Genomic DNA, 24,551 nt, shown 5'->3' with positions numbered 1-24,551 from the left:
ATTTCCCATGACCAAACAGGCCGCCGAAGTCGCGAAACGCCGCACTTTCGCCATTATTTCCCACCCCGATGCCGGTAAAACCACCATCACCGAGAAGCTCTTGCTGATGGGCAAGGCGATTGCGATTGCGGGCACGGTGAAGTCTCGCAAGTCCGACCGCCATGCCACCTCCGACTGGATGGAAATGGAAAAACAACGGGGTATTTCCATTACCACGTCGGTCATGCAGTTCCCGTATCGCGACCACATGATCAACCTGCTCGACACCCCGGGCCACGAAGACTTCTCCGAAGATACCTACCGCACACTGACGGCGGTGGACTCGGCCTTGATGGTTCTCGACGGCGGTAAGGGTGTAGAGCCACGGACCATCGCGCTGATGGACGTTTGCCGTCTGCGTGACACGCCGATCGTCAGCTTCATCAACAAACTCGACCGCGATATCCGCGACCCGATCGAGCTGCTCGACGAGATCGAAGCGGTCCTGAAGATCAAGGCTGCGCCGATCACCTGGCCGATCGGTTGCTACCGCGACTTCAAGGGCGTGTATCACCTCGCCGACGACTACATCATCGTGTACACCGCCGGTCACGGCCACGAGCGCACCGATGTGAAAATCATCGAGAAGCTGGATTCCGATGAAGCTCGCGCGCATTTGGGCGACGAGTACGATCGTTTCGTCGATCAGCTGGAACTGGTACAGGGCGCCTGCCACGAGTTCAACCAGCAGGAGTTCCTCGACGGCCAACTGACCCCGGTGTTCTTCGGTACGGCCTTGGGCAACTTCGGTGTCGATCACGTGCTCGACGCCGTGGTCGACTGGGCGCCGAAACCGTTGGCCCGTGTCGCCAACGAGCGCACCGTTGAGCCAGTCGAAGAGAAATTCGCCGGCTTCGTGTTCAAGATCCAGGCGAACATGGACCCCAAACACCGCGACCGTATCGCCTTCATGCGTATCTGCTCCGGCAAGTACGAAAAGGGCATGAAGATGCGCCACGTGCGCACCGGCAAGGACGTGCGGATCGGCGATGCGCTGACCTTCTTCTCCTCCGAGCGTGAGCAGCTGGAAGAGGCGTTTGCCGGCGACATCATCGGTTTGCACAACCACGGCACCATCCAGATCGGCGACACCTTCACCGAAGGCGAAGTCCTGGGTTTCACCGGCATCCCGCACTTCGCCCCGGAACTGTTCCGTCGTGTGCGTCTGCGTGACCCGCTCAAATCCAAGCAACTGCGCCAGGGCTTGCAGCAATTGGCGGAAGAGGGCGCGACCCAGGTGTTCTTCCCCGAGCGCAGCAACGACATCATCCTCGGCGCCGTTGGTGTGCTGCAGTTCGATGTGGTCGCCAGCCGCTTGAAAGAGGAATACAAGGTCGAGTGCTCCTACGAGCCGATCACCGTGTATTCCGCGCGCTGGATTGATTGCGACGATAAAAAGAAGCTTGAGGAATTCCGGGTCAAGGCCGTGGAAAACCTGGCGGTCGACGGCGGTGGCCACCTGACCTACCTGGCGCCGACACGGGTCAACCTGGCGCTGATGGAAGAGCGCTGGCCGGATGTGAAATTCCGTGCGACGCGCGAGCATCACTAAGCGCCGCAGGAGCGAATAGAGAGTGGTCATGATGGCCACTCTCATTTTCAAAGCGGGGCTGTCTTACTACGGGTTTTGTAGCTTGTAGAGTGCGCGCAGGCTTTTTTCCTGGTCATCGATTTCTGCAGTAGACGCGGCGATAACGGCTTCTAGCTTGGAGGCCGCACTTCCTTTGGGAAGTTTGTATATTTCATAAGCCGTCATCATCGTCCCTGTTCTTCCCTGGCCAAAGCCACAATAGACCAAAACATTCCCTTTGCTCAGGGCACTATCGATTGCCTTGCAACCCTGCATGAGCTCTTGGGCTGTAGGGGTATTAAAGTCTTTAACTTCAAGATGGTGATAGGTGATACTTTCCTTGCTTAATTCAGATGCACTAGTGCCCTCTAATAGCTTTTGATTCAGGCTGATAATGCCTTTGATTCCGTAGTTTTTTAGAAGTGTAATAGCCGAGGCGTCAAATTTTTGAAGCGTGTCATCCTTGTCGTTGTAGTAGGGTTGTGAACTTCGGAATACCTTGGTCGTGCCTTTATCGAATGTCACCCAGTTTTGGTACACAACCAATTTGCCATGCGATAGTTTTGCTACGTAGCCTGGGAGCGTGCTGACTTTTATTTTCATTTTAACTCTCGTTGTTTAATTATTCAGGTCCATAAAGTGCGGGGAGATGCTCGAGCGAATGTAGGTGTATTTTTTTACTGCCTAATCACGGGTTGAGCACCTAGGGTTGTTTTTACATTGTTCCAGTCTTCCATGATTTTTTTCATTCTTACCCTAAAGACTTTAAGCATCTTTATGTCTTTGATAGTGTTGACATTGTCTTTTGAATTAAGAATAAAGCTGCTCGTTTCTATCCAGAGCAATTCAAATTTTGACAGGGCTGGCTGCACGCGAGATATGGATTCAGAAAGTTCTAAGAAAGCCATTAGTAGGTAGTCAAACATCAGAGGTGAACTAACCTCCTCATGCTTTGCTTTGGCTTGAGCATTTCGCAGGTCTAAAAACATTTGTTCTGCAAAGAGTGCTTTTTCGATAGATGTTCCATTTTTTTTCCCTTCTTCTATTCTTGTGCGAGCGTCATTTATTGAGGATGTTTCGCGCGGGTAACTAAAGGCTAGCGCTCCCTCAACATTGGGGCGCACGTTGTTAGCTAAAAGAAACTTTAGTTTTGACACCTTGCTTTGAAATGTAGAGACGTCATCCAGAGCGCCGGAAATGGACTCTCGAAGTGCGTCCATATGACTTGAAAAGCTCTGCACACAACCAGAATCTTCAATGCTCAATAACGAAGAGTTAAAGTCATCTATCTGTGCCTGGCTGAGGTTTTGAGTGTTGGTGCCTGCGGAGGTGCCATCGATTGCCTTAATGACTGAGTCGCCAAAAAGTTGAATATTTTCCGCTATATTTAATAGTTTACTTCGTACGGCTAAAGTCTCTGCACCAAGATATTTGCGTGTGTTTGAATAGGTAATGGTGTCTTGAGCGAATTGTTTAAGCTTCTTGCTGTCGCCTGACCAGTAGTGCGGCAGATGAGGCCAGCACTCCTCAAACCAACTGACAGAGCCGAGAAGTGCGCACAGCCATCCTTCGGAATTTTCAATTAACGCCCAATAGCTCCACTTCGTATCTAAGCAGGTAGACGCCTCTTCTTCTAAGAAAAGATTGATTGTTGAACTATCCATGTTGTGTTCCTCGTTATAAAATTCGACTTGTCAAATAGGTAGGTTGAGCTATGTCATGTTTACAACTGACTCCCTGAAAACACCAGGAAATGCACTTTTTGTCGCGGTTAAGAGTATTGGCTGCTTACATGATTACGCGTCGCGTAACCAATAATACGCGAGTGAGTCAATATGGTCCGGGAACGCAGGGTAATTTTCCAGAAGCTTATCTGCCACGGCAACCAGTCCTTCCGTAGTAGTTAAATCGCTATTTATAAAAAAAACATGGTTTATAAGTTTTATAAGTGTGCCAATAATTTTTTGGCTTTCTACTACATAAAGCTTACGGGGGTCGATAATGTCAAAAAGTGCCATCAGTTGTGATTTTTTGTCATCTATAATATTGACCTGTTTTTGCTCGTAGTTCATTTGTGACTGCCAGATGTTAATTTCACCGGACAGTTTGTCGCGCGCCTCAATCAAGTTATTATACTTAAGGTTCTCATTCGCAATGTTAAGCAGACTTTGCGCAATATTCATACCTGCCTTGACCGCCGTTTTCGTCTTTTCAGAGGGTTGGTCAACAACTTCTGTGACTGCTTTTTGTAGCTCGTCAAAAATTGGCTGACCTCTATCGATGAACGTTTTTGACTGGAACTCGATGATTGCCTTTTCAAGCACGTCATATTGCTCCCGAAGGGTGCTTAGTTTTTTTTGGTCGCTGGGAAGGTTGCTTAATAATTTGATGCGCTCAGATTCCAGAGTGGAAAGCTCCCCAGAATAGTCGGAGATAGTAGCTGTTTCAAAATTACCCAAAGCAGCCTTCATTCGGCGGGTAAGCGCTTCAAGTTCTGACTTGAGTGTTTCAAGAGCCTTTTTCAGCTCCTTTTTAAAAGGGATGATAGTAGACTCTTGAACGTTGCTCTTGAGGACTTTTAAGTAGTCTCTGATTTCGCTGTCATCCAAAATGCTTGATACGTTGCTTAGGGATTCATTAAAAACTCGATCGGCATCGTCGAGTGAGATTTTAATGCTTTGGAACTCTTGACTTAGCGCTGGAATATAGGCGTTGCTCAGTTTGATGTTCGCGTACTCGCGTATCAGGATGCGCGCTTTTAGAATGTTAGGTTTACAGCAGGGGGGCAATTCGATGGTCATTTTTTCGTCCTCCAAAATTAGTTTCTTTGGCTAAAGGCGGTTGTCATATCTGCCATGTAATCATTGATCTTTTTCCATCGATTGAGCACAGTGGTCATTTTTATAATAAAGATGGTAAGTTCACTGAAATCTTTAGTTTTGCTCAGTATGTTTTTCGATGCGATCACTTCCTTAAGCGTTGTACCCCACAGTGTCTCAATTTGCATCAAGCCTTCGATGGCGCCGCGTGTAAAAATGCCAAGGCTACGCATCGCGGATTGAATGTTATTAAGTACTGCGGCTACTTTTTGTAGCTCGGCTTGCCTGGATAATAACGTGTTTTCTTCATTGTGCAGGTCGTTGATTTTAGAACTATATTCACTGTCTCTATTGCCAAAGTATGAGGCGCACAGCGGTACACCTATCACTGGAAATGCAATAGTGGCAAACATAAACCACTCGCCAACGCTATATTTTGATTCTTTTCTTAGATCACTGATCGAATTGTTAATGGTGACAAGTTTTGCCGTGATGTCTCTTAGTTCTTGCAATGTCTTTGATGCGAGTGCTTTCGCAGTCTTCTGACCCACATCTACTTCAATCGAATTCAGGTTTTTGTCAAATTCCACTAATTGGTCTTTTATTTTAGTTGCTTCAGTTTGTTTGCTCTGAATGGATTGAATGATTGAGGTTACGTACTCGTCGATAGTCGCATACGTGTTTTTTGTATTGGTATCTCCCTCGTCTAGAGGGGATCGAAACATACTGATCTGATCTTCCGTCAGGCTACTGGTTTTAAGTGCATAATCATTGTAGCCCTCCATTTCTTTGATTTCGTCAATTGCAGGTTCTGTATAGTCCTTAAGGTCGCCTGCAAATCTTTTAAGAGAAACAGCAACCTTTATGATGTCAGTTTCTAGAGTTGACCACTGACTGGCATGTCTATTGATATTGACAAACGTGGTCAAAAGATCTGCAGCGCTAATGCCATCGTCGTTAACGGCACCGTGATACGCAATGTTGATGCTGTCTAGTGTCGTGGGAAGTGATAATCCAGTATTTACATACTTTCTTACTTTATCGACATCGTTGCTGGTTACTTTGGCGTTCGGAGGGGTGTACTCAATATCGGTGCTCATGAGGTGTTCCTTTTATTAAATGGCGTTAATACGTTGTCGAATCTAGCAAGCACTCTTAAAACGGTATACTGTCATTTGTGACAGTTGACAATTTGCATTTATAGGCTTGTTGATGGTGTGGTAGGGATAGTGCAATAAAAACAAAAATTTAGGCGCGCTAGGGATTTGAGTGTTGTTGCTTTATATTAAAATTCCATAGTTTCGCCTCATCAATCCAGCGGATGAGTCAACAATTTAGTAATAATAAATGCTGGAGTGATTTCCTATTGAAATAGTTCGTTGTCGAATCAATGTTTTACTATTACATTACGGTGTTGGTTTTTAGTCGATTATCACGGAGTCAGCATCAAAGGCCGCGGCACTATCCAAGTCGTCAACTCGGTTTGGTCCAAGGCTTTAGTAAGCGTTGGACTAACCTGACTGACCATTTTTTGGCGAGAGTCGCGTATTGGGTCTAGCTTTTGGGATGCAGGATGAAACCCACCGATTGAAAAGGAGAGTTCCGTGAGGGTTTTTCAACGAGCCATTCATGTAGTGCTGTTGGGTGCTGTATCGACTGCAGCGACAAGAAGAAGCTTGAGGAATTCTCCAACAAGGCGGTGGAAAACCTCGCTATCGACGGCGGCGGTCACCTGACCTACCTGGCGCCGACACGGGTCAACCTGGCGCTGATGGAAGAGCGCTGGCCGGATGTGAAATTCCGTGCGACGCGTGAGCATCACTAAGCGCTGAGCTGAAACGCCGAAAGCCCCGTTGCGAAAGCACCGGGGCTTTTTATTGCCTGAAGCAATCCCCTTGTGGGAGCGAGCTTGCTCGCGATGGCGTCCGTTCAGTCGCCTGTAGTGTTGAATAGATGACCGCAATCGCGAGCAAGCTCGCTCCCACACGGGATCGTTTCAGGATTCGAAATAACTGTTCGCCATAGCGATTATTCAAAACCAATCTCCCCATCAGCGGCATTCCGTCTATTCATTAGCGTCCTATCTGGAGAACTGCGCCGATCAGAACTAGATTTCAATCAGCGCTCCGACAGGCAACCATGCTTTACCTCAAGAAAGGATGGATTCGGCTATGAGCATTTTTCAACGCGTTGTGTTGTTGCTAAAGGTTTTGGTGATGCTGTCCGTAAGCATGTCTGCAGCTTGGGCGCAGTGCACGGATCAGGGAGAACATGCGTCCAGCGGGCAGGCGATGCACACGGGCCAGATGATTGCCAAATCCGATTCTGAACCGGGTGATCAGGATCAGGGCGGAAGCAAAGGCGATGACGATTCGACCACGGACGAGCCCGACAGTGACGAAGCGGACGACGGTCAGACCTAGCCGCTAAATCGCGGGCAAAAGAAAACCCCTTCTGCTCCGATTGATGCGCAATCGAAGCAGAAGGGGTTACTGAACAGGTCATCTTTCCCTGTGGGAGCGAGCAGGCTCGCTCCCACAGTTTGTTATGCCGCGCCGTCGAGGAATTGCTCGGCGTAGTGGCACGCAACCTGGCGGCTGTCGAGCAGGCGCAGGGCCGGCTCTTCAGTGCTGCAGCGCTCGGTCGCGTACGGGCAGCGCTTGTGGAAAGCGCAACCCGACGGCGGGTTCAACGGGTTGGGCAACTCGCCGACAATCTTGATTTTCGGCTTGTTCGGGTCCGGGTGAATGGTCGGGGTGGCCGACAGCAACGCCTGGGTGTACGGGTGCAGAGGGCGCTCATAGATGTCGTTCTTCGGACCCATTTCCACCGGGCGACCGAGGTACATCACCATCACGTCATCGGCGACGTGTTGCACCACCGCCAGGTTGTGCGAGATGAACACGTAGGCGGTGTTGAACTCTTGCTGCAAATCCATGAACAGGTTCAGCACCTGGGCCTGGATCGACACGTCCAGCGCCGATGTCGGCTCATCCGCCACCAACACTTTTGGCTGCAACATCATCGCCCGGGCCAGCGCGATCCGCTGACGCTGACCGCCGGAGAACATGTGCGGATAACGCTGGTAGTGCTCAGGACGCAAGCCCACCTGCTTCATCATCGCCTGCACTTTCTCGCGACGCTCGGCGGCGGAGAGGTTGGTGTTGATCAGCAGCGGCTCGCCGAGCTGGTCACCGACTTTCTGCCGTGGGTTCAACGAAGCGTATGGGCTCTGGAACACCATCTGCACGTCTTTGCGCAGCTGCTTGCGTTGAGCCTTGTCGGCCCCCGTAACTTCTTGCCCGGCGATTTTCAGGGAACCGGAGGACGGCTCCTCGATCAGCGTCAGGGCACGGGCCAGGGTGGATTTGCCGCAGCCCGATTCGCCAACGACCGCGAGGGTCTTGCCGGCTTCGAGTTCAAACGACACACCGTTCAGGGCGCGCACGGTCGCATGGCCCTTGAACAGGCCTCGGGACACTTCGTAGTGACGGGTCAGGTCGCGGGCGGTAAGTACGACGGCCATTACGCCACCTCCTGATTCAGCGGGTAGAAGCAGCGGGCAAGGCTGTTGCTTTTCGGGTCAAGGGTTGGGCGTTGCTGACGGCAGGATTCCTGCACGTACGGGCAACGCGGTGACAGCAGGCAACCCTGCGGACGGTCATAACGACCGGGAACGATACCCGGCAGCGTGGCCAGGCGTGTGGCGCCCAGGCTGTGTTCCGGAATCGCCTTGAGCAGCGCTTCGCTGTACGGGTGCGCCGGAATGTCGAACAACTGAGGCACCTGACCGACTTCCACTGCTTGGCCGGCGTACATCACGCACACGCGCTGAGCGGTTTCGGCCACGACCGCGAGGTCGTGAGTGATCAGCACCAGGCCCATGTTCTGCTCTTTCTGCAACGCCAGCAGCAGGTCCATGATTTGGGCCTGGATGGTCACGTCGAGTGCCGTGGTCGGTTCATCGGCGATCAGCAGTTTCGGCTCGCCGGCAATCGCCATGGCGATCGCAACGCGCTGGCTCATGCCGCCGGACAGTTGATGCGGGTAAGCATCCATACGGCTGGCGGCGCCCGGGATTTCAACTTTTTCCAGCAGTTCGATGGCCCGTGCGCGGGCTTGCTTGCCGGACATTTTCAGGTGCAGGCGCAGCACTTCTTCGATCTGGAAACCGACGGTGTAGCTCGGGTTCAGCGCGGTCATCGGGTCCTGGAAGACCATGGCCAGGTCTTTGCCGACGATTTGCCGACGCTGACGGTTGCTGAGCTTGAGCATGTCCTTGCCGTCGAAATTCAGCGCATCGGCAGTGACGATCCCCGGATGCTCGATTAGACCCATCAGCGCCATCATGGTCACGGATTTACCCGAACCCGACTCGCCCACGATGGCCAGGACTTCGCCCTTGTCCACGGTAATGTCGAGCCCGTCGACAACCGGAACGGCGTTCTTGTCGCCAAAGCGAACGTTGAGATTCTTGATTTCTAACAGTGACATTTGAATCTCCTCAGGCGGCGTTCTTGAGTTTCGGGTCCAGCGCATCGCGCAGACCGTCGCCCATCAAGTTGATTGCCAGCACGCTGAGCAAAATGGTCAGACCCGGCAGGCTTACCACCCACCAGGCGCGTTCGATGTAGTCGCGAGCCGAAGCCAGCATGGTGCCCCACTCAGGGGTTGGCGGTTGTACGCCAAGGCCGAGGAAGCCCAGTGCGGCGGCGTCGAGAATCGCCGAGGAAAAGCTCAAGGTGGCCTGAACGATCAGCGGCGCCATGCAGTTAGGCAGCACGGTGACGAACATCAGGCGTGGCAGACCGGCACCGGCCAGGCGCGCGGCGGTCACGTAGTCGCGGTTCAGTTCGCCCATCACCGCGGCGCGGGTCAGACGAACGTAGGACGGCAACGAAACCACGGCGATGGCGATGATGGTGTTGATCAGGCCAGGGCCGAGGATGGCGACAATGGCTACCGCCAGCAGCAGGGACGGCAGGGCCAGCATGATGTCCATCAGGCGCATGATGGTCGGGCCGAGCACGCGCGGGAAGAACCCGGCGAACAGACCCAGCAGGATGCCCGGAATCAGCGACATCACCACCGACGACAAGCCGATCAGCAGGGACAGGCGCGAACCGTTGATCAGCCGCGACAGCAGGTCGCGACCCAGTTCATCGGTGCCGAGCAGGAACTGGATCTGCCCACCTTCCAGCCAGGCCGGCGGGGTCAGCAGGAAGTCGCGGTACTGCTCGCTCGGGTTATGCGGGGAAACCCAAGGCGCGAAGATCGCGCAGAAAATCACCAGCAGCATGAACAGCAGGCCGGCTACGGCGCCTTTGTTCTTGGAAAACGCTTGCCAGAATTCTTTGTACGGGGACGGATAAAGCAGGCTTTGATCGACTGCTACCGTTGGAATTGGAGTGGTCATGGTCATGATGATCTCAGCGCTGATGACGGATGCGTGGGTTGGCAAAGCCGTAGAGGATGTCCACCACGAAGTTGACCAGAATCACCAGGCAGGCGATTAACAGGATGCCGTTCTGCACGACTGGGTAGTCCCGTGCGCCAATGGCTTCGATCAGCCATTTGCCGATGCCGGGCCACGAGAAAATGGTTTCGGTCAGGACCGCACCGGCCAGCAATGTGCCGACTTGCAGGCCGACCACGGTGAGTACCGGGATCAGCGCGTTGCGCAGGCCATGCACGAACACCACGCGCGCTGGCGACAGGCCTTTGGCACGGGCAGTACGGATGTAGTCTTCGCGCAGCACTTCGAGCATCGAAGAGCGGGTCATCCGCGCGATAACGGCCAGCGGGATGGTGCCGAGCACGATGGCCGGCAAGATCAGGTGGTGCAGGGCATCGAAGAAGGCACCGACGTCATCGGCCAGCAACGTGTCGATGAGCATGAAGCCGGTACGCGGCTCGATGTCGTAGAGCAGGTCGATCCGCCCGGACACCGGGGTCCAGCCCAGGGACACCGAGAAGAACATGATCAGGATCAGGCCCCACCAGAAGATCGGCATCGAATATCCCGCGAGGGAGATGCCCATCACCCCATGGTCGAACAGGGATCCTCGCTTGAGTGCCGCGATCACCCCGGCCAACAGGCCCAGGACGCCGGCGAATAACAGGGCGGCCATGGACAGTTCCAGGGTCGCGGGGAAGAGAGAGGTGAACTCGGTCCAGACGCTTTCACGGGTCCGCAGGGACTCGCCGAGATCGCCGTGGGCCAGTTTTCCGATGTAATCCATGTACTGGGCATACAGCGGTTTGTTCAGACCTAGGCGTTCCATTGCCTGAGCATGCATTTCGGGGTCGACTCGACGTTCGCCCATCATTACTTCCACGGGGTCGCCAGGAATCATGCGAATCAACGCGAAAGTCAGCAAGGTGATGCCGAAGAACGTGGGGATCAATAACCCCAATCGGCGGGCAATAAAACTAAACATCTTGTGTGCTACCTCATCAGCCGGTTAGGCGTGCCCGGCATTCCTGGGTCAGGAATGCCGGTAGTTTCTTATCTACTTCACCTGGGTGGTGGCGAAGTTATTAGTGGTGAGGGGGCTAATGTGATAGCCCTCTACGTTGTTGCGCATTGCGGTGAACATACGGGTATGCGCCATGCTGATCCATGGCTGGTCCTGGTTGAAAACCACCTGGGCCTGTTCGTAGAGCGCTGCACGTTCCGTCGGGTTCACTTTAGCCCTTGCCTGATCAATCAGCGTCTGGAATTTGTCATTGCACCAGCGTGCGTAGTTTTCGCCGTTCTTGGCGGCTTCGCAACTGAGCATAGGCGTCAGGAAGTTATCCGGGTCGCCGTTATCGCCCGCCCATCCGGCGGAAACCATGTCGTGCTCGCCGTTTTTGGCGCGCTTGAGCATTTCGCCCCATTCCATGACGCGAATATCGATCTTGATCCCGACCTTGGCCAGGTCGGCCTGCATCATTTGTGCGCCGAGCATCGGGTTAGGGTTGGTCGGGCCACCACCGTTACGGGTGAACAGGGTGAACGTGGTGCCTTCCGGTACGCCGGCTTCCTTGAGCAAGGCGCGAGCCTTGTCCAGGTCACGAGGCGGGTTCTTCAGGTCGTGGTTGTAGCCCAACAACGTGTCCGGGTACGGGTTGACCGCGACCGTGGCGTTGCCTTTGCCGAACAGCGCATTGACATAAGCGGCCTTGTCGAAGGCGATGTCGATGGCTTTACGCACGCGCACGTCACTCATGTACTTGTGCGTGGTGTTCATGGCGATGTAGGAAACGGTCATCGCGTTCATTTCATCGACTTTCAGTTTTTCGTCTTTCTTGATGCTCGGGATGTCATCCGGTTTCGGATACAGCGCGACCTGGCACTCGTTGGCCTTGAGCTTTTGCAGGCGCACGTTGTTGTCGGTGGCGATCGCCAGGATCAACGCTTCGGCTGGCGGCTTGCCACGGAAGTAGTCCGGGTTGGCCTTGAAGCGAACCTGGGCGTCTTTGTTGTAGCGCTGGAACACGAACGGGCCGGTGCCGACGGGCTTGTTGTTCAGGTCGCCGGTCTTGTTGGCCTTGAACAACTGGTCGGCGTACTCGGCGGAGTAGATCGAGGAGAAGGCCATGGCGATGTCGGCCAGGAATGGCGCTTCACGACGGGTCAGCGTGAACTTGACGGTGTTGTCGTCCACTTTCTCGACGCTTTTGAGCAGTTCCTTGAAGCCCATGCTTTCAAAGTACGGGAAGCCCACGCTCGACAGTTTGTGCCATGGGTGATTCGGGTCCAGCTGACGCTGGAAACTCCAGACCACATCGTCGGCATTCATGTCGCGGGTCGGCTTGAAGTAATCGGTGGTGTGGAACTTGACGCCTTTGCGCAGGTGGAACGTGTAGCTCAGACCGTCCTCGCTGATGTCCCAGGAGTCGGCCAGTGCCGGAATCACTTCAGTGGTGCCGGGCTTGAAGTCCGCCAGACGATTGAAGATGGTCTCGGCCACCGCATCGGCGGTGACTGCAGTCGTGTACTGGACCATATCGAAGCCTTCCGGACTGGCTTCGGTGCAGACCACCAGGGGTTTGGCCGAGACGCCAACAGCGACACTCAGCAACGCGGCGGCGATGGCCGCACGTAGGGGAAGCATTTTCATCAAGAACCCTCTGCAATCGGTTAAAGGACAAAAGCCGAACGGCCAATTCATCACTGAATCAGCCGTTCGGCAGGTGCATTACAGAATGTTGAACGGGATGGTGGTCACGAGACGGAACTCGTTGATGCTGCCATCACCCTGGTTTTGGCTGGCACGGTGTGCGGTATAGGTCGCGCGAACAGTGGTGGCTTTGAGTGGGCCGCTCTGAATGGCGTACGTAGAACCGATGCCGTATTCGTAGTGGGTTTCGCCGTCCATGTTCTTAACGTCGTACGCAGTACCGGTGTAGTGAGTACCGTCGATGCCCCAGCCGCGAGCCTGGTAAATGTTGAACTTCAGGCCTGGAACGCCGTATTCAGCCATGTTCAGGCCGTAGGCGATCTGGAAGGATTTCTCGTTCGGGCCGTTGAAGTCCGACAGCAGGGAGTTGGCCAGGTAGATGCCGTTGGTTTCGTGCAGGTAGTCGAAGTACTCGTTACCGTTAATTTCCTGGTACGAGAAAGTCAGGCTGTGAGCCTGGTGAGTCAGGCCGAACGACAGGGAGCCGGCTTGGTTGTCGATTTCGCCCAGCAGCTTTTTACCTTGGTCGACGGTTTTGTAGTAGTTCAGGCCGGTGGTCAGGCTCAGTACCGAACTGTCACCCAACACGTGGCTGGCGCCGAAGTAGTACTGGTTCCAGTAATCTTCTGCCTGGGTCGCCCACAGGCTGGTGGTCAGGCTGGCGAAAGGGGTATAGGTGAGGCCTGCCGTATTAACGTGATCGGTTTCAGCAGTAATGTTTTGGTATTCGGAGCGGAACTTGCTCAGGCTTTCTTCGGTACGCGGCGAAACGCGGTCAAAGGTCCCGAGGTCGAAAGCCAGGTTGTTCAGCTCTTCGCTGTGGATCGCCACACCTTCGAAGCTCGAAGGCAGCGGACGGTTGCCGATGACGTCGACCTGCGGGCTGCTGAAGTTCATGCGGCCGGCGGTCAGGGTGGTATTGGAGACACGGGCCTTGATGTTGGCCAGGCCGATTTTGCTCCATTGACCTTGGGCGTCGCCGCCTTCTTTGGTCAGGGTACGGTTGTTGCCCGCGCCTGGACGAGAGCCCGGTGCGCCGCCATTGTTGGACGCCAGGTTCTCGCGGTCACGTTCCAGCGCGACAGCGTTGTAGGCCGCCACTTCAGTGCTGAAACCCACGGTGCCTTCGGTGAAGCCGGAGTTGTATTTGACGATGGTGCCCTGGACCCAGTTGATACGACGATCAGTCGGGGTCGCTACACCGTCTTTGCGGTAAGTGAACTTGCCACCACGTTTCAGTTGTTCGTTGGCGTACCAGTTACGCGTGCTGCCAGTCACCGTGCTGCCTTCGACAAAACCGGTTGCATCGGCTTGAGCACTTTTGGTGTTGACCGTAACCGGGGTGAATTCCTGGCTTTGGGTTTCTGCGTAAGCCGTGGCGGTTACGCTGCTGATGGCCAGGGCCAATAACGCGGTGCTGCTCAGTTTCATGGGTGAAGCTCCTTACTTTCTTTTTTTAATGCCGGTCTTTTTGGGTGATCCGGCTATTTGGTTTAGAACTCATTCAAGGCATGGCAAACGTTTGCTGTAGGCCGGATTGGCGAATTACGGCAATACGCTTGCTTGAGGGCGCAAAGCGCCCCCAGCGTTTCTGGCTAATCGGTTATTGGTCGATACTGACACCCGAGAACACGTTGCGACCGAAAGGACTCACCTTGAATCCTTCGATTTTGGCGCTCAACGGTTGGTTGACCGTCGAATGGGCAATAGGCGTGATCGGCACTTGTTGCTTGAGATAGTGCTGCGCCTGTTTGTAGAGCTCTGTGCGCTGGTCACGGTCGGTGACGACCTTGGCCTGCTTGATGAACTTGTCGTAAGTGGGGTCACACCACATCGAGTAGTTGTTGCCGCCAATGGCGTCGCAGCTGTAAAGCGTGCCCAACCAGTTGTCCGGGTCCCCATTGTCGCCGGTCCAGCCGATCAGGCTGATGTCGTGCTCGCCATTCTTGGTGCGCTTGATGTACTCGCCCCATTCATAGCTGACGATCTTGACCTTGAGGCCGATTTTCGCCCAGTCAGCCTGGAGCATCTCGGCCATTAACTTGGCGTTGGGGTTGTAAGGGCGCTGAACCGGCATCGCCCACAGGGTGATTTCGGTGCCTTCCTTCACGCCGGCAGCCCTGAGCAGTTCCTTGGCTTTCTCCGGGTTGTAGGCAACGTCTTTGATCGTGTCGTCGTAAGACCATTGGGTCGGCGGCATGGCGTTGACCGCCAGTTGGCCGGCGCCCTGGTACACGGCGTTGAGAATGCTTTGTTTGTTCACGGCCATGTCCAGTGCCTGGCGCACTTCGAGCTGGTCGAAGGGTTTGTGGCGGACGTTGTAGGCGATGTAGCCAAGGTTGAAGCCGGGCTTCTCGATGAGCTTGAGTTTCGGGTCGTTCTTCAGTGCGGCCACGTCGGCGGGGCGCGGGCTCAGGGTGATCTGGCACTCGTTGGCCTTGAGCTTCTGCACGCGCACCGAGGCGTCGGTGTTGATCGCGAAAATCAGGTTGTCGAGCTTGACCCTGCTCGGGTCCCAGTACTGCTTGTTACCGGTGTAGCGAATGTTGGAGTCTTTCTGGTAGCTCTTGAAGGCGAACGGGCCGGTGCCGATGGGCTTCTGATTGATGTCGCTAGGCTTGCCTTCGGCCAGCAGCTTGTCGGCGTATTCGGCGGAAAGAATGGCGGCGAAGCTCATGGCGATGTTCTGGATGAACGCGGCGTCGACGCTGTTGAGCGTCATGACCACGGTCAGCGGCCCGGTCTTCTCGACCTTGGCGATGTTCTTGTTCAGGCTCATCCCGTTGAAGTACGGGAACTCTGTCGGATAAGCCTTACGGAAAGGTTGCTGTGGATCCAGCATGCGATTGAACGTGAACAGCACGTCATCGGCGTTGAAATCACGGGTTGGCGTGAAGTATTGGGTGGTGTGGAACTTCACCCCTTCGCGCAGGTGAAAGGTGTACTTGAGGCCGTCCTCGGAAATATCCCAGCTCGTTGCCAGGCCTGGCACGACGTTGGTGGCGCCTTTTTCAAACTCTGCCAATCGGTTGTACAGCGGCTCGGCGGCATCGTTATCCGTCGAGGGCGTGTACTGCGCGGTATCGAAGCCAGCAGGGCTGCCTTCGGAGCAGAACACCAGGCTGTTGTTGGCGGCCTGGCTGATGGAAGTGGCGGCCAACAGGCCGGTGCCCAGCAATGCGGATAAAACCAAGGTATGGCGCATGACGCTCCCTCTTGTTTAGTGTTTTGACAATGAGCCGCCGTCCCGTCCTGGGACGTGGAGGCATCATTGATCTCAAACCATCATGTGCAGCAAGAACCGAGAGTCCACACATGAACTGGTCGGATCCCGACGGTATGTACCGTGGGTCCGGCAGTAAATGCGTAGAGTCCGAAAGACTCGTGGGAAAAGGCGACGCGTCCTGAACCTCTGCTGTACGACGCAGCGGATTTGGACGTAGGCGGATTCCTGCTTTCTCGGCAGATAAAGCAGCGGCGACGTTAAAAACGTCGCCGCTGCAAAACCTTACTTGCTGACGCTGACGCCGTAGAAGGAGTTCAAGCCGAACGGGCTGATCTTGAAGTCCTGCACGTTGTCGCGCATGGGTTGGAACACCGTCGAGTGAGCGATAGGTGTCATTGGCACAGCATCTTTGAGGACGTGTTGCGCCTGTTTGTACAGTTCGGTGCGCTTGGCCTGGTCGGTTGTACGCTTGGCTTCTTTAACGATGCCGTCGAACTTCTTGTCGCACCACTTGGAGAAGTTGTTGCCTTGCAGTGAATCACAGCCGAACAGCACGTTCAGCCAGTTGTCCGGGTCACCGTTGTCGCCGCTCCAGCCAATCAGCATCGCGCCGTTTTCGCCGCCTTTGGAGCGCTTGATGTACTCGCCCCACTCGTAGGTCACGATCTTGGCCTTGATACCGATCTTGGCCCAGTCGGATTGCAGCATTTCAGCCATCAGCTTGGCGTTCGGGTTGTACGGACGCTGTACTGGCATCGCCCACAGGTTGATCTCGGTGCCTTCCTTGATGCCGGCTTCCTTGAGCAGCTCTTTGGCTTTCTCAGGGTTGTACGGCGCGTCCTTGATGGTGGTGTCGTAGGACCATTGGGTTGGCGGCATGGCGTTGACGGCCAGTTGACCAGCACCCTGGTAAACGGAGTCGATGATCTGCTGCTTGTTGACGGCCATGTCCAGTGCCTGACGCACTTTCAGTTGGGCCATCGGGTTTGGCTGATCGCTGCCCTTGATCTTGTCCATCACGTTGTAGGCGATGTAACCCAGGTTGAAACCAGCCTGGTTAGGCACTTTCAGAGTCTTGTCTTCTTGCAGCGCCTTCAGGTCGGCTGGGCGGGGGAACAGAGTGATCTGGCACTCGTTCTTCTTCAGCTTCTGGATACGCACCGACGGGTCGGTGGTGATGGCGAAGATCAGGTTGTCGATCTTGACGTCGTCAGGCTTCCAGTAGTCCTTGTTCCCGGTGTAGCGGATGTTGGAGTCTTTCTGGTAGCTCTTGAACACGAACGGACCGGTGCCGACCGGCTTCTGGTTGATATCGGCGGCTTTGCCTTCCTTGAGCAGCTGGGCAGCGTACTCGGCGGATTGCACGGAAGCGAAGCTCATGGCCATGTTCTGGATGAACGCAGCATCAACTTCTTTCAGGGTGAACTTGACAGTTTTGTCGTCGACTTTATCGATCTTGGTGATGTTGGTATCCATCCCCATGTCGGTGAAGTACGGGAATTCGGTCGGGTACGCCTTACGGAACGGGTCATCCTTGTTAATCATGCGATTAAAGGTGAACAGCACGTCGTCGGCGTTGAACTCACGAGTGGGCTTGAAGTACGGGGTGGTGTGGAACTTGACGCCTTGACGCAGGTGGAAGGTGTACGTCAGGCCGTCCGGGGAAATGTCCCAGCTGGTCGCCAGACCAGGAATGACAGCGGTACCGCCACGTTCGAACTGGGTCAAACGGTTGAACATGGTTTCTGCAGAGGCGTCGAAGTCGGTTCCGGTGGTGTACTGACCTGGATCGAAACCGGCCGGGCTCCCTTCGGAGCAGAACACCAGGTTAGTCGCTGCTTGGGCGAATGGTGCGCTAGCTAACAAGCTTGCGCCGACTAAAAACGGAATGACCGCGTGTTTAAGCATGTTGGCCTCATGATTTGTTGTCATTTTTGGAATTAGAGGACGACCTCGTGAGTCGTGCCTGCGGATACTTATGCAGGGGCCATACCCATTGCAAGATCCTGAGCGACCACAGGCATTAAACAGTGGCACGAACGTACCTTAATGTCGCATATGTATAAATTCATGTTCATTTGACCGTTTGCGCAGGGTTTTTTCGGTGCGTCCGATGCACTTGTGCGGGGCGATCTGGACGTTTTGCGCACTCGATTGGGGCGCGGTGTTACTTATTTATACCCGTCATTGAGGGGGGGATATGGGGATCGTGGGGGGGAATGAGATTGAGTTCTTGTTTGGTGGGTAGGTGATTGTTGTTTAAGGGGTTGTTGTGTCTGTGCGGGCAGATTGTTTTGTTACTGTTGGTCAGTGGACATCGGGTGTTGGGTTTCGGGCCTGGGGCTTGGGTGTTCAGGTAGTACCGGCGGGTGCAACCTTTGTTGATTGTGGTGGTTTTGTGTACATATCCGTTGCTGCGGTAACGGCGGCTGGCGGTTTCGCCCTTACGGCGAGTCCCTTTTTCAAACGCCAAAAAGGAACCAAAAGGCTTTGCCCCGACGTTCGGCCCCTCGCTGGGGCTCGGTGTTCCTTCGTTCCGGCATTCATCTGGGGGCATCGCCTCCGGTCTGCTTCGCGACGACCTCCTCTCGATGTGTGCGGCTCCGCCGCACGGCGCTGCGCGCCTACCCCCCAGATGAACGCCTCCACTCAGCCTGCCGACGGGGCGGGCAGATCAAAAGCCAGATCAAGATCAAAAGCTGCAGGCGAGCTACCGCTCGGCCTGTTGAGTGGTGAGGAGCGGGCGGTGGACACCGGTCCATTGTGGGAGCTGGCCTGCCGGCGATGGTGGTCCGCCAGCCGACCAATCTCCTGCAGATGTACACCGAACCCTGTGGGAGCGGGCTTGCCCGCGATGGCGGCCTGACAGCCGACCAATCTCTTGCTGATGTACACCGAACCCTGTGGGAGCTGGCTTGCCAGCGATGGCGGCCTGACAGCCGACCATTCTCTTGCAGGTGTGCATCGAACCCTGTGGGAGCGGGCTTGCCCGCGATGGCGGCCTGACAGCCGACCAGTCTCTTTCAGGTGTACCCGGTCCACTGTGGGAGCTGGCCTGCCAGCCGACCAATCTCTTCCTGCTGCCCATTGATCGTTCCCTACGCTCCGCGTGGGAATGCAGCCAGGGACGCTCCGCGTTCCATTTTTGTGTTGAACGATGTGTAAGAAACACAGAGCTTTCCCACGCATTTTTCAGGTTGCCGGGTAGGAAGCGGTATGTCTAATCTCTGGCTGTCGCTGCAGTTTCAGCGACCAGGCGTGGAAACCTGGATCTCTTAGTAGCCGCATAGCTGAACCATCGTATTCGTTGCCGACGTCTTCGTTCGTCTGCAAACTGCGTCATGGCGGCTGTGCGTGGGCAGGCTTCGGTCTGGCCGGGTCCTACTAACCGGTATTTCCACCCTGCGTGCAGCCGCCACCTATTTGTCGTGTGGAAACGACATTGGATGGCTCCCATTTCAAGTAGGAGTTTTTCCATGGATAAGCTAATCCCCGATCCACCCACCACACCCGAAGCTGAAGATTTGCGCTCCGAGACGTTACTCAAAGACCGCGAAGCCATAAAACGCGCCCTCGACTACTACCTCGATCCCCCGAATCAATACATGGCAACCCCCCGGCGCCCCAGCACCATGTTCCTGGTCGCTCCGAACATGGATACCGAAAGCCTATTAGCTCAAGCCTGCGAGTCCCTGGCTTCCGCGAGTGTCATGGCCAGCGATTTCGCCACAAACCTGATCGGTCCGCAGCGCAATACGGTGTTGGCGATTCAGCAGATCATCATGCTCGCGGAGTTGGCGGTGAATAGGGCGCTGGATAACGTCGATCCGCAGGGCTGATCAGAGACCACGTTATCGTTCATCGATGGCGTAGGACTCAACAGCACTTGCTGGTTTCTCCGGGCTTTTGGCAGGCAAAAAAAAACGGCGATCACTTCAATGATCGCCGTTTTTCTAGACGGATCAGCCAATCAAGGCATCAACACTTCAATCGCGCCATCCGCGGTCATGCTGACCTGACTGGTGCCTGCCTCAACTTCTGGCGTCACCGGTGCGCTGTCCATGCTCGCCGCTTTCATCATCATCGGGCCGCGCATGTAGGGCTGTGGATAGCCGTTGCTGTTGAGGTTCAGATTGACGATTTTGTAGCTCTTGCCGCCCAGTGCGTCAGTCGCCAGTTGGGCGCGGGCCTTGAAGGCGGTGACGGCGTCTTTGAGCAGCGCGTCTTCGCTGGCTTTGCGTGTTGGTGTGGCGATGGCGAAGTCCATGCCGCCCATTTTCAGGTCGGTCAGCAGTTCGCCGGTCAGCTTGGACAGGGCGGCAAAGTCTGAGCTTTCCAGCCGCAGTTCGGCGCGTTCACGCCAGCCGGTGATTTTCTGGCCCTTGGTGTCGTAGATCGGGTAGCTGTTGCGGCTGCCCTGGCGCAGGGTGATTTCCTTGACCTCTTTGGCCTGGGCCAGCGCCTTGTTCATGGTGGTGCTGACGTCGGCGGCGAGTTTGGCCGGGTCGGTGTTTTGTTCTTCCGTGTAGAGCGTCACGATCATCAGGTCGCGGGGCACTTCCTGACTGACTTCGGCGCGCAGGGAAATCTGGTTGTAATGAAGCTCGTCGGCGGCCAGGGCCGGGAGGCTGGCAACGGTGCCGGCACTGAGGGCAAGAAGGGCGGCGCTGCGGCGGAAACTGTGCATGAAAACTCCTTGGGCGATGCGCAGGGGTTAAAGTCCGAGCCTGCGTGAAACCATCAGACTCTAGCGGTAATGGTCCGGTTCGCACAGTTACAACTTCTATACAGATGAAAGGCAGGTGGCCGCTTTACGACCCATCGCGGGTAAGGCCGCTCCCACAAATACAACAGTGAACCTGTGGGAGCGGGCTTGCCCGCGATGGCTGCCTTATAGACGCCACACCCCTTTGTGCCATGTGGCTGTTTGCCGCACTTTTGCCTGCCAGCCCCCGTGCTTGGTTATACTCCGTGCGATCCGCCTGGAGCGCTCATCAGGAGAGCTCATGCTCGCCCCCGTACAAATCACTTCCGCGACTCGCCAGAACCTCTGGCGGCTGACGATCATCCGCACTTTGGTGCTCGCCGCTCAAGCCGGCTCCGTGGGTTTGGCCTACTGGTTCGATCTGCTGCCGTTGCCATGGGTGCAACTGGCGATGACCCTCGGCTGCTCGATGCTGTTGTGCACATTCACGGCGGTTCGCCTGCGTACTTCGTGGCCGGTGACCGAGCTCGAATATGCCCTGCAACTGGCCTGCGATCTGTTTATCCACAGCGCCTTGCTGTATTTCTCCGGTGGCTCCACCAACCCGTTCGTCTCTTATTACCTGGTGCCGCTGACCATCGCCGCCGTGACGTTGCCGTGGCGCTATTCGGTGGTGCTGTCCGGTATCGCCCTGGCGCTTTATACCTTGCTGCTGGCGCGGTTCTATCCGCTGGAAACCTTCCCTATCGCCCGGGAAAACCTGCAGATCTACGGCATGTGGCTGAGTTTTGCCCTCGCCGCCGCCGTGATCACCTTCTTTGCTGCGCGGATGGCCGAGGAGTTGCGACGTCAGGAAGAGCTGCGCGCCATTCGTCGTGAAGAAGGCCTGCGCGACCAACAGCTGCTGGCCGTTGCGACCCAGGCTGCGGGCGCCGCGCATGAATTGGGCACGCCGCTGGCGACCATGAGCGTGCTGCTTAAGGAAATGCGTCAGGACCATCCAGACCCGCTGCTGCAGGACGATTTGAGCGTGCTGCAGGACCAGGTCAAGTTGTGCAAGGAGACCTTGCAGCAGTTGGTTCGAGCGGCGGAAGCCAATCGCCGCCTGGCGGTGGAAATGCAGGACGTCACTGACTGGCTCGATGAGGCGCTGAACCGCTGGCACCTGATGCGCCCGGAAGCCAGCTACCGTTTCCAGCGCCTGGGCCAAGGGACCGTGCCGCGCATGGCGCCGCCGCCAGACCTGACGCAAGCCCTGCTGAATTTGCTCAACAACGCCGCCGATGCGTGCCCCGAAGGGCTGCAAGTGACGCTGGACTGGAATGCCGAAGACTTGACCATCAGCATTCGCGACCACGGCGCCGGTGTGCCGCTGGCCATCGCCGAACAGATCGGCAAACCGTTTTTTACCACCAAGGGCAAAGGTTTCGGCCTGGGCCTGTTTTTGAGCAAGGCCAGCGTGACACGCGCAGGCGGCTCAGTGAAACTCTACAGTCATGAGGAAGGCGGCACGCTCACCGAGCTGCGCCTGCCCCGTGTCGCCCGAGGAGACGAACATGAGTGACGAGATCCAAGTTGAAGGCGAAGAACTGCCGCATTTGCTGCTGGTGGACGACGATGCAACCTTCACCCGCGTAATGGCCCGCGCCATGGCCCGCCGTGGTTTTCGCGTCAGCACCGCCGGTTCCGCCGAAGAAGGCCTGACCATTGCCCAGGCCGACATCCCTGATTACGCCGCGCTGGACCTGAAAATGGACGGCGACTCGGGTCTGGTGCTGCTGCCCAAACTGCTCGAACTCGACCCGGAAATGCGCGTGGTGATCCTCACCGGATACTCCAGCATCGCCACCGCCGTCGAGGCGATCAAGCGTGGCGCCTGCAATTACCTGTGCAAACCGGCAGACGCCGATGACGTGCTGGCTGCGCTGCTCTCCGAGCATGCCGACCTCGACACCCTGGTGCCGGAAAACCCGATGTCGGTGGACCGCCTGCAGTGGGAACACATCCAGCGCGTGTTGACCGAGCACGAAGGCAACATCTCCGCCACTGCCCGCGCCCTGGGCATGCACCGCCGCACGCTGCAGCGCAAACTGCAGAAGCGCCCGGTCCGTCGCTGAACGAGCGCTGAACGGTTATCGCCAGCCCTCGCAGTAACCCGAACCGATCATCTATGATCGGTTCGTGTGTGTTCTTTTCTTTATTGAGCCTTATCCATGAATGAGAACGCTGAATATTCCGCGGTCAACGATGCTGTGCGCGGGCAGTTTTTTCGCAAAGTCTGGGCGATGACCACGCCTTACTGGCGCAGCGAAGAGAAGGGCAAGGCCTGGACGCTGCTGATCGCCGTGATTGCGCTGTCGCTGTTCAGCGTGGCGATTTCGGTGTGGATCAACAGTTGGTACAAAGACTTCTATAACGCCCTGCAAAAGAAGGACGAAGCGGCCTTCTGGCAGCTGATTCTGTATTTCTGCGGCATTGCGGCGGTGGCGATCCTCGGCGCGGTGTACCGGCTTTATCTGACCCAGATGCTGACCATTCGCTGGCGAGCCTGGCTCACCGAAAAACACTTCGCCCGTTGGCTGGGCAGCAAGAATTACTACCAGCTGGAGCAGGGTGGCTACACCGATAACCCGGACCAGCGGATTTCCGAAGACCTCAATAAATTCACCACCAACACCTTGGGCCTGGGCCTTGGGCTGATACGGAACATCGTCAGCCTGGTGTCGTTTTCGATCATTTTGTGGGGCGTGTCGGGCAGCATCGAAGTATTTGGCTTCACGATCCCCGGCTACATGTTTTGGTGCGCACTGGTGTACGCCGCCGTCGGCAGCTGGCTGACGCATGTGATCGGTCGTCGTTTGATCGGCCTCAACAACAACCAACAACGTTTCGAAGCCGACTTGCGTTTCTCCATGGTGCGGGTCCGCGAGAATGCCGAAAGCATCGCGTTGTACAACGGCGAGCCCAACGAGAACCGTCGCCTGAGCAGTCGCTTCGGTCTGGTCTGGCACAATTTCTGGGACATCATGAAAGTGTCCAAGCGCCTGACGTTCTTCACGTCCGGTTATGCTCAGATCGCAATCATCTTCCCGTTCATGGTCGCGGCGCCGCGTTACTTTGCCGGCAAGATCGAGCTCGGTGAGCTGATGCAAATCAACTCCGCGTTCGGCAATGTGCAGGAGAACTTCAGCTGGTTCATCAGTGCGTACCAGGACCTCGCCGAGTGGCGCGCCACCTGTGATCGTCTGCTGAGTTTCCGCCAGGCCATGACTGACAATGAAGAGCGGGCGCCAGCCATCGACGTGCAGAATGCGGGTACGGCACTGCGCGTGCACAACCTCGGTCTTGATCTTGCCGACGGACGTCACCTGCTGACCAACGCCGAGATGACAGTGGAGGAGGGCGAGCGCGTGATGCTCAGCGGGCGTTCCGGCAGCGGCAAATCGACCTTGCTGCGAGCGATGGGGCATCTGTGGCCTGCCGGTCACGGCAGTATTCGTCTGCCGACCTCGCGTTATCTGTTCTTGCCGCAAAAACCTTATCTGCCCATTGGTACGCTCCGCGAAGCGCTGAGTTATCCACAGGCCGGCGATACGTACCCGCATGAACGTTACGTGCATGTGCTGGAAACCTGCCGTCTGCCGCACCTCGTTGCGCGTCTGGACGAAGCCAATCACTGGCAGCGCATGTTGTCGCCGGGCGAGCAGCAGCGGTTGGCTTTTGCCCGCGCACTGTTGTTTGCACCGAAGTGGCTGTACATGGACGAAGCGACCTCGGCGATGGACGAAGAGGATGAAGGGTCGTTGTATCAAGCCTTGATCGATGAGATTCCGGGGCTGAGCATCGTCAGCGTCGGCCATCGCAGCAGTCTGAAGCGTTTCCACCCACGGCATGTGCACATTGAAAGCGGGCATCTGGTAGACCAGACCGTGACCGCATAAGCACCACAAATCCCTGTGGGAGCGAGCTTGCTCGCGATGACGGCATGACATCCAACATTAAAGGTGTCTGACACTCCGCCATC

The 24,551-nt window shown here is 55.9% G+C and carries 19 protein-coding genes and 1 pseudogene; 7 read left to right on the top strand and 13 right to left on the bottom strand.

From position 1 onward, the window contains the following. Nucleotides 1-7 precede the first annotated feature (7 nt). Entirely contained in the window at nucleotides 8-1,591 is a 1,584-nt protein-coding gene (locus tag ACM6I0_RS30840; protein ID WP_414924045.1) for a peptide chain release factor 3, read from the top strand. A 66-nt stretch (nucleotides 1,592-1,657) separates the two neighbouring features. On the opposite strand, the gene ACM6I0_RS30835 is transcribed toward ACM6I0_RS30840, so the two are convergent. The 4 genes from ACM6I0_RS30835 to ACM6I0_RS30820 all read right to left on the bottom strand — a co-directional run bounded on the left by ACM6I0_RS30835 (nucleotide 1,658) and on the right by ACM6I0_RS30820 (nucleotide 5,528). After that, the gene (locus ACM6I0_RS30835) at nucleotides 1,658-2,212 is read right to left on the bottom strand and encodes a dual specificity protein phosphatase family protein (RefSeq protein ID WP_285430795.1); all 555 of its coding nucleotides are present in this window, start codon (nucleotides 2,210-2,212) and stop codon (nucleotides 1,658-1,660) included. A gap of 74 nt (nucleotides 2,213-2,286) precedes the next feature. Beyond that, on the bottom strand, nucleotides 2,287-3,273 hold the full coding sequence (locus ACM6I0_RS30830) for a hypothetical protein (RefSeq protein ID WP_414924044.1): 987 nt from the start codon (nucleotides 3,271-3,273) through the stop codon (nucleotides 2,287-2,289). A gap of 132 nt (nucleotides 3,274-3,405) precedes the next feature. After that, nucleotides 3,406-4,410 carry an alpha-xenorhabdolysin family binary toxin subunit B gene (locus tag ACM6I0_RS30825; protein ID WP_414924043.1) on the bottom strand — a complete coding sequence of 335 codons (1,005 nt, stop codon included), beginning with the start codon at nucleotides 4,408-4,410 and terminating at the stop codon, nucleotides 3,406-3,408. A gap of 17 nt (nucleotides 4,411-4,427) precedes the next feature. Further along, nucleotides 4,428-5,528, bottom strand: coding sequence for an alpha-xenorhabdolysin family binary toxin subunit A (locus ACM6I0_RS30820; protein WP_414924042.1), 1,101 nt, complete (start codon nucleotides 5,526-5,528; stop codon nucleotides 4,428-4,430). Nucleotides 5,529-6,079: 551 nt separating this feature from the next. Here ACM6I0_RS30820 and prfC point away from each other — a divergent pair. Continuing rightward, a pseudogene (prfC, locus tag ACM6I0_RS30815) lies at nucleotides 6,080-6,253 on the top strand (peptide chain release factor 3); the annotation flags it as partial. A gap of 346 nt (nucleotides 6,254-6,599) precedes the next feature. Continuing rightward, nucleotides 6,600-6,851 (top strand): hypothetical protein, encoded by a 252-nt coding sequence (locus tag ACM6I0_RS30810; protein WP_414924041.1) that lies wholly within the window; start codon nucleotides 6,600-6,602, stop codon nucleotides 6,849-6,851. Between the two features lie 122 nt (nucleotides 6,852-6,973). On the opposite strand, the gene ACM6I0_RS30805 is transcribed toward ACM6I0_RS30810, so the two are convergent. The 8 genes from ACM6I0_RS30805 to ACM6I0_RS30770 form a co-directional block, all read right to left on the bottom strand. Beyond that, nucleotides 6,974-7,954, bottom strand: a complete 981-nt coding sequence (locus ACM6I0_RS30805; protein ID WP_046045819.1) for a peptide ABC transporter ATP-binding protein — start codon at nucleotides 7,952-7,954, stop codon at nucleotides 6,974-6,976. After that, complete coding sequence (locus tag ACM6I0_RS30800) at nucleotides 7,954-8,922, bottom strand: ABC transporter ATP-binding protein (RefSeq protein ID WP_090175571.1); 969 nt, start codon at nucleotides 8,920-8,922, stop codon at nucleotides 7,954-7,956. Before ACM6I0_RS30800 ends, ACM6I0_RS30805 begins: the two co-directional genes overlap by 1 nt. A gap of 10 nt (nucleotides 8,923-8,932) precedes the next feature. Next, nucleotides 8,933-9,844 carry an ABC transporter permease subunit gene (locus tag ACM6I0_RS30795; RefSeq protein WP_414924100.1) on the bottom strand — a complete coding sequence of 304 codons (912 nt, stop codon included), beginning with the start codon at nucleotides 9,842-9,844 and terminating at the stop codon, nucleotides 8,933-8,935. A 13-nt stretch (nucleotides 9,845-9,857) separates the two neighbouring features. Further along, nucleotides 9,858-10,868 carry an ABC transporter permease subunit gene (locus ACM6I0_RS30790; protein ID WP_259155329.1) on the bottom strand — a complete coding sequence of 337 codons (1,011 nt, stop codon included), beginning with the start codon at nucleotides 10,866-10,868 and terminating at the stop codon, nucleotides 9,858-9,860. Nucleotides 10,869-10,940: 72 nt separating this feature from the next. After that, a complete protein-coding gene (locus tag ACM6I0_RS30785) occupies nucleotides 10,941-12,536 on the bottom strand; it encodes an ABC transporter substrate-binding protein (RefSeq protein ID WP_285430805.1) in 1,596 nt (531 codons plus the stop codon). 78 nt (nucleotides 12,537-12,614) lie between these two features. After that, complete coding sequence (locus tag ACM6I0_RS30780; protein WP_414924040.1) at nucleotides 12,615-14,027, bottom strand: OprD family porin; 1,413 nt, start codon at nucleotides 14,025-14,027, stop codon at nucleotides 12,615-12,617. 172 nt (nucleotides 14,028-14,199) lie between these two features. Continuing rightward, the gene (locus ACM6I0_RS30775; protein WP_414924039.1) at nucleotides 14,200-15,801 is read right to left on the bottom strand and encodes an ABC transporter substrate-binding protein; all 1,602 of its coding nucleotides are present in this window, start codon (nucleotides 15,799-15,801) and stop codon (nucleotides 14,200-14,202) included. Between the two features lie 303 nt (nucleotides 15,802-16,104). After that, nucleotides 16,105-17,730, bottom strand: a complete 1,626-nt coding sequence (locus ACM6I0_RS30770) for an ABC transporter substrate-binding protein (RefSeq protein WP_090175557.1) — start codon at nucleotides 17,728-17,730, stop codon at nucleotides 16,105-16,107. Nucleotides 17,731-19,298: 1,568 nt separating this feature from the next. Between ACM6I0_RS30770 and ACM6I0_RS30765 the strand changes: the two genes are divergently transcribed. Continuing rightward, complete coding sequence (locus tag ACM6I0_RS30765) at nucleotides 19,299-19,661, top strand: DUF6124 family protein (protein ID WP_414924038.1); 363 nt, start codon at nucleotides 19,299-19,301, stop codon at nucleotides 19,659-19,661. Nucleotides 19,662-19,792: 131 nt separating this feature from the next. Here ACM6I0_RS30765 and ACM6I0_RS30760 read toward each other — a convergent pair whose 3' ends face one another. Further along, nucleotides 19,793-20,509 carry an SIMPL domain-containing protein gene (locus ACM6I0_RS30760; RefSeq protein ID WP_090175552.1) on the bottom strand — a complete coding sequence of 239 codons (717 nt, stop codon included), beginning with the start codon at nucleotides 20,507-20,509 and terminating at the stop codon, nucleotides 19,793-19,795. Nucleotides 20,510-20,828: 319 nt separating this feature from the next. Here ACM6I0_RS30760 and ACM6I0_RS30755 point away from each other — a divergent pair, with 319 nt between their 5' ends. From ACM6I0_RS30755 to ACM6I0_RS30745, 3 genes are all read left to right on the top strand, one after another. Next, complete coding sequence (locus ACM6I0_RS30755) at nucleotides 20,829-22,091, top strand: ATP-binding protein (protein ID WP_414924037.1); 1,263 nt, start codon at nucleotides 20,829-20,831, stop codon at nucleotides 22,089-22,091. After that, nucleotides 22,084-22,644, top strand: a complete 561-nt coding sequence (locus ACM6I0_RS30750) for a response regulator transcription factor (protein ID WP_007901386.1) — start codon at nucleotides 22,084-22,086, stop codon at nucleotides 22,642-22,644. The genes ACM6I0_RS30755 and ACM6I0_RS30750 overlap by 8 nt, the downstream gene beginning before the upstream one ends. Before the next feature lie 96 nt (nucleotides 22,645-22,740). Further along, nucleotides 22,741-24,468 carry an ABC transporter ATP-binding protein/permease gene (locus tag ACM6I0_RS30745; protein WP_414924036.1) on the top strand — a complete coding sequence of 576 codons (1,728 nt, stop codon included), beginning with the start codon at nucleotides 22,741-22,743 and terminating at the stop codon, nucleotides 24,466-24,468. The last annotated feature ends 83 nt before the right edge of the window (nucleotides 24,469-24,551 follow it).

The organism is Pseudomonas sp. IT-P294 (genome assembly GCF_949767865.1).
Taxonomy (GTDB): domain Bacteria; phylum Pseudomonadota; class Gammaproteobacteria; order Pseudomonadales; family Pseudomonadaceae; genus Aquipseudomonas.
This window is presented reverse-complemented; position numbering and strand designations above follow the sequence as displayed.

Coding starts and splice junctions, on each gene's coding strand:
- ACM6I0_RS30825 (WP_414924043.1), bottom strand. CDS start 4,410: ATGACCATCGAATTGCCCCCCTGCTGTAAACCTAACATTCTAAAAGCG.
- ACM6I0_RS30790 (WP_259155329.1), bottom strand. CDS start 10,868: ATGTTTAGTTTTATTGCCCGCCGATTGGGGTTATTGATCCCCACGTTC.
- ACM6I0_RS30775 (WP_414924039.1), bottom strand. CDS start 15,801: ATGCGCCATACCTTGGTTTTATCCGCATTGCTGGGCACCGGCCTGTTG.
- ACM6I0_RS30800 (WP_090175571.1), bottom strand. CDS start 8,922: ATGTCACTGTTAGAAATCAAGAATCTCAACGTTCGCTTTGGCGACAAG.
- ACM6I0_RS30745 (WP_414924036.1), top strand. CDS start 22,741: ATGAATGAGAACGCTGAATATTCCGCGGTCAACGATGCTGTGCGCGGG.
- ACM6I0_RS30780 (WP_414924040.1), bottom strand. CDS start 14,027: ATGAAACTGAGCAGCACCGCGTTATTGGCCCTGGCCATCAGCAGCGTA.
- ACM6I0_RS30750 (WP_007901386.1), top strand. CDS start 22,084: ATGAGTGACGAGATCCAAGTTGAAGGCGAAGAACTGCCGCATTTGCTG.
- ACM6I0_RS30755 (WP_414924037.1), top strand. CDS start 20,829: ATGCTCGCCCCCGTACAAATCACTTCCGCGACTCGCCAGAACCTCTGG.
- ACM6I0_RS30760 (WP_090175552.1), bottom strand. CDS start 20,509: ATGCACAGTTTCCGCCGCAGCGCCGCCCTTCTTGCCCTCAGTGCCGGC.
- ACM6I0_RS30810 (WP_414924041.1), top strand. CDS start 6,600: ATGAGCATTTTTCAACGCGTTGTGTTGTTGCTAAAGGTTTTGGTGATG.
- ACM6I0_RS30795 (WP_414924100.1), bottom strand. CDS start 9,844: ATGACCACTCCAATTCCAACGGTAGCAGTCGATCAAAGCCTGCTTTAT.
- ACM6I0_RS30820 (WP_414924042.1), bottom strand. CDS start 5,528: ATGAGCACCGATATTGAGTACACCCCTCCGAACGCCAAAGTAACCAGC.
- ACM6I0_RS30835 (WP_285430795.1), bottom strand. CDS start 2,212: ATGAAAATAAAAGTCAGCACGCTCCCAGGCTACGTAGCAAAACTATCG.
- ACM6I0_RS30805 (WP_046045819.1), bottom strand. CDS start 7,954: ATGGCCGTCGTACTTACCGCCCGCGACCTGACCCGTCACTACGAAGTG.
- ACM6I0_RS30765 (WP_414924038.1), top strand. CDS start 19,299: ATGGATAAGCTAATCCCCGATCCACCCACCACACCCGAAGCTGAAGAT.
- ACM6I0_RS30785 (WP_285430805.1), bottom strand. CDS start 12,536: ATGAAAATGCTTCCCCTACGTGCGGCCATCGCCGCCGCGTTGCTGAGT.
- ACM6I0_RS30840 (WP_414924045.1), top strand. CDS start 8: ATGACCAAACAGGCCGCCGAAGTCGCGAAACGCCGCACTTTCGCCATT.
- ACM6I0_RS30770 (WP_090175557.1), bottom strand. CDS start 17,730: ATGCTTAAACACGCGGTCATTCCGTTTTTAGTCGGCGCAAGCTTGTTA.
- ACM6I0_RS30830 (WP_414924044.1), bottom strand. CDS start 3,273: ATGGATAGTTCAACAATCAATCTTTTCTTAGAAGAAGAGGCGTCTACC.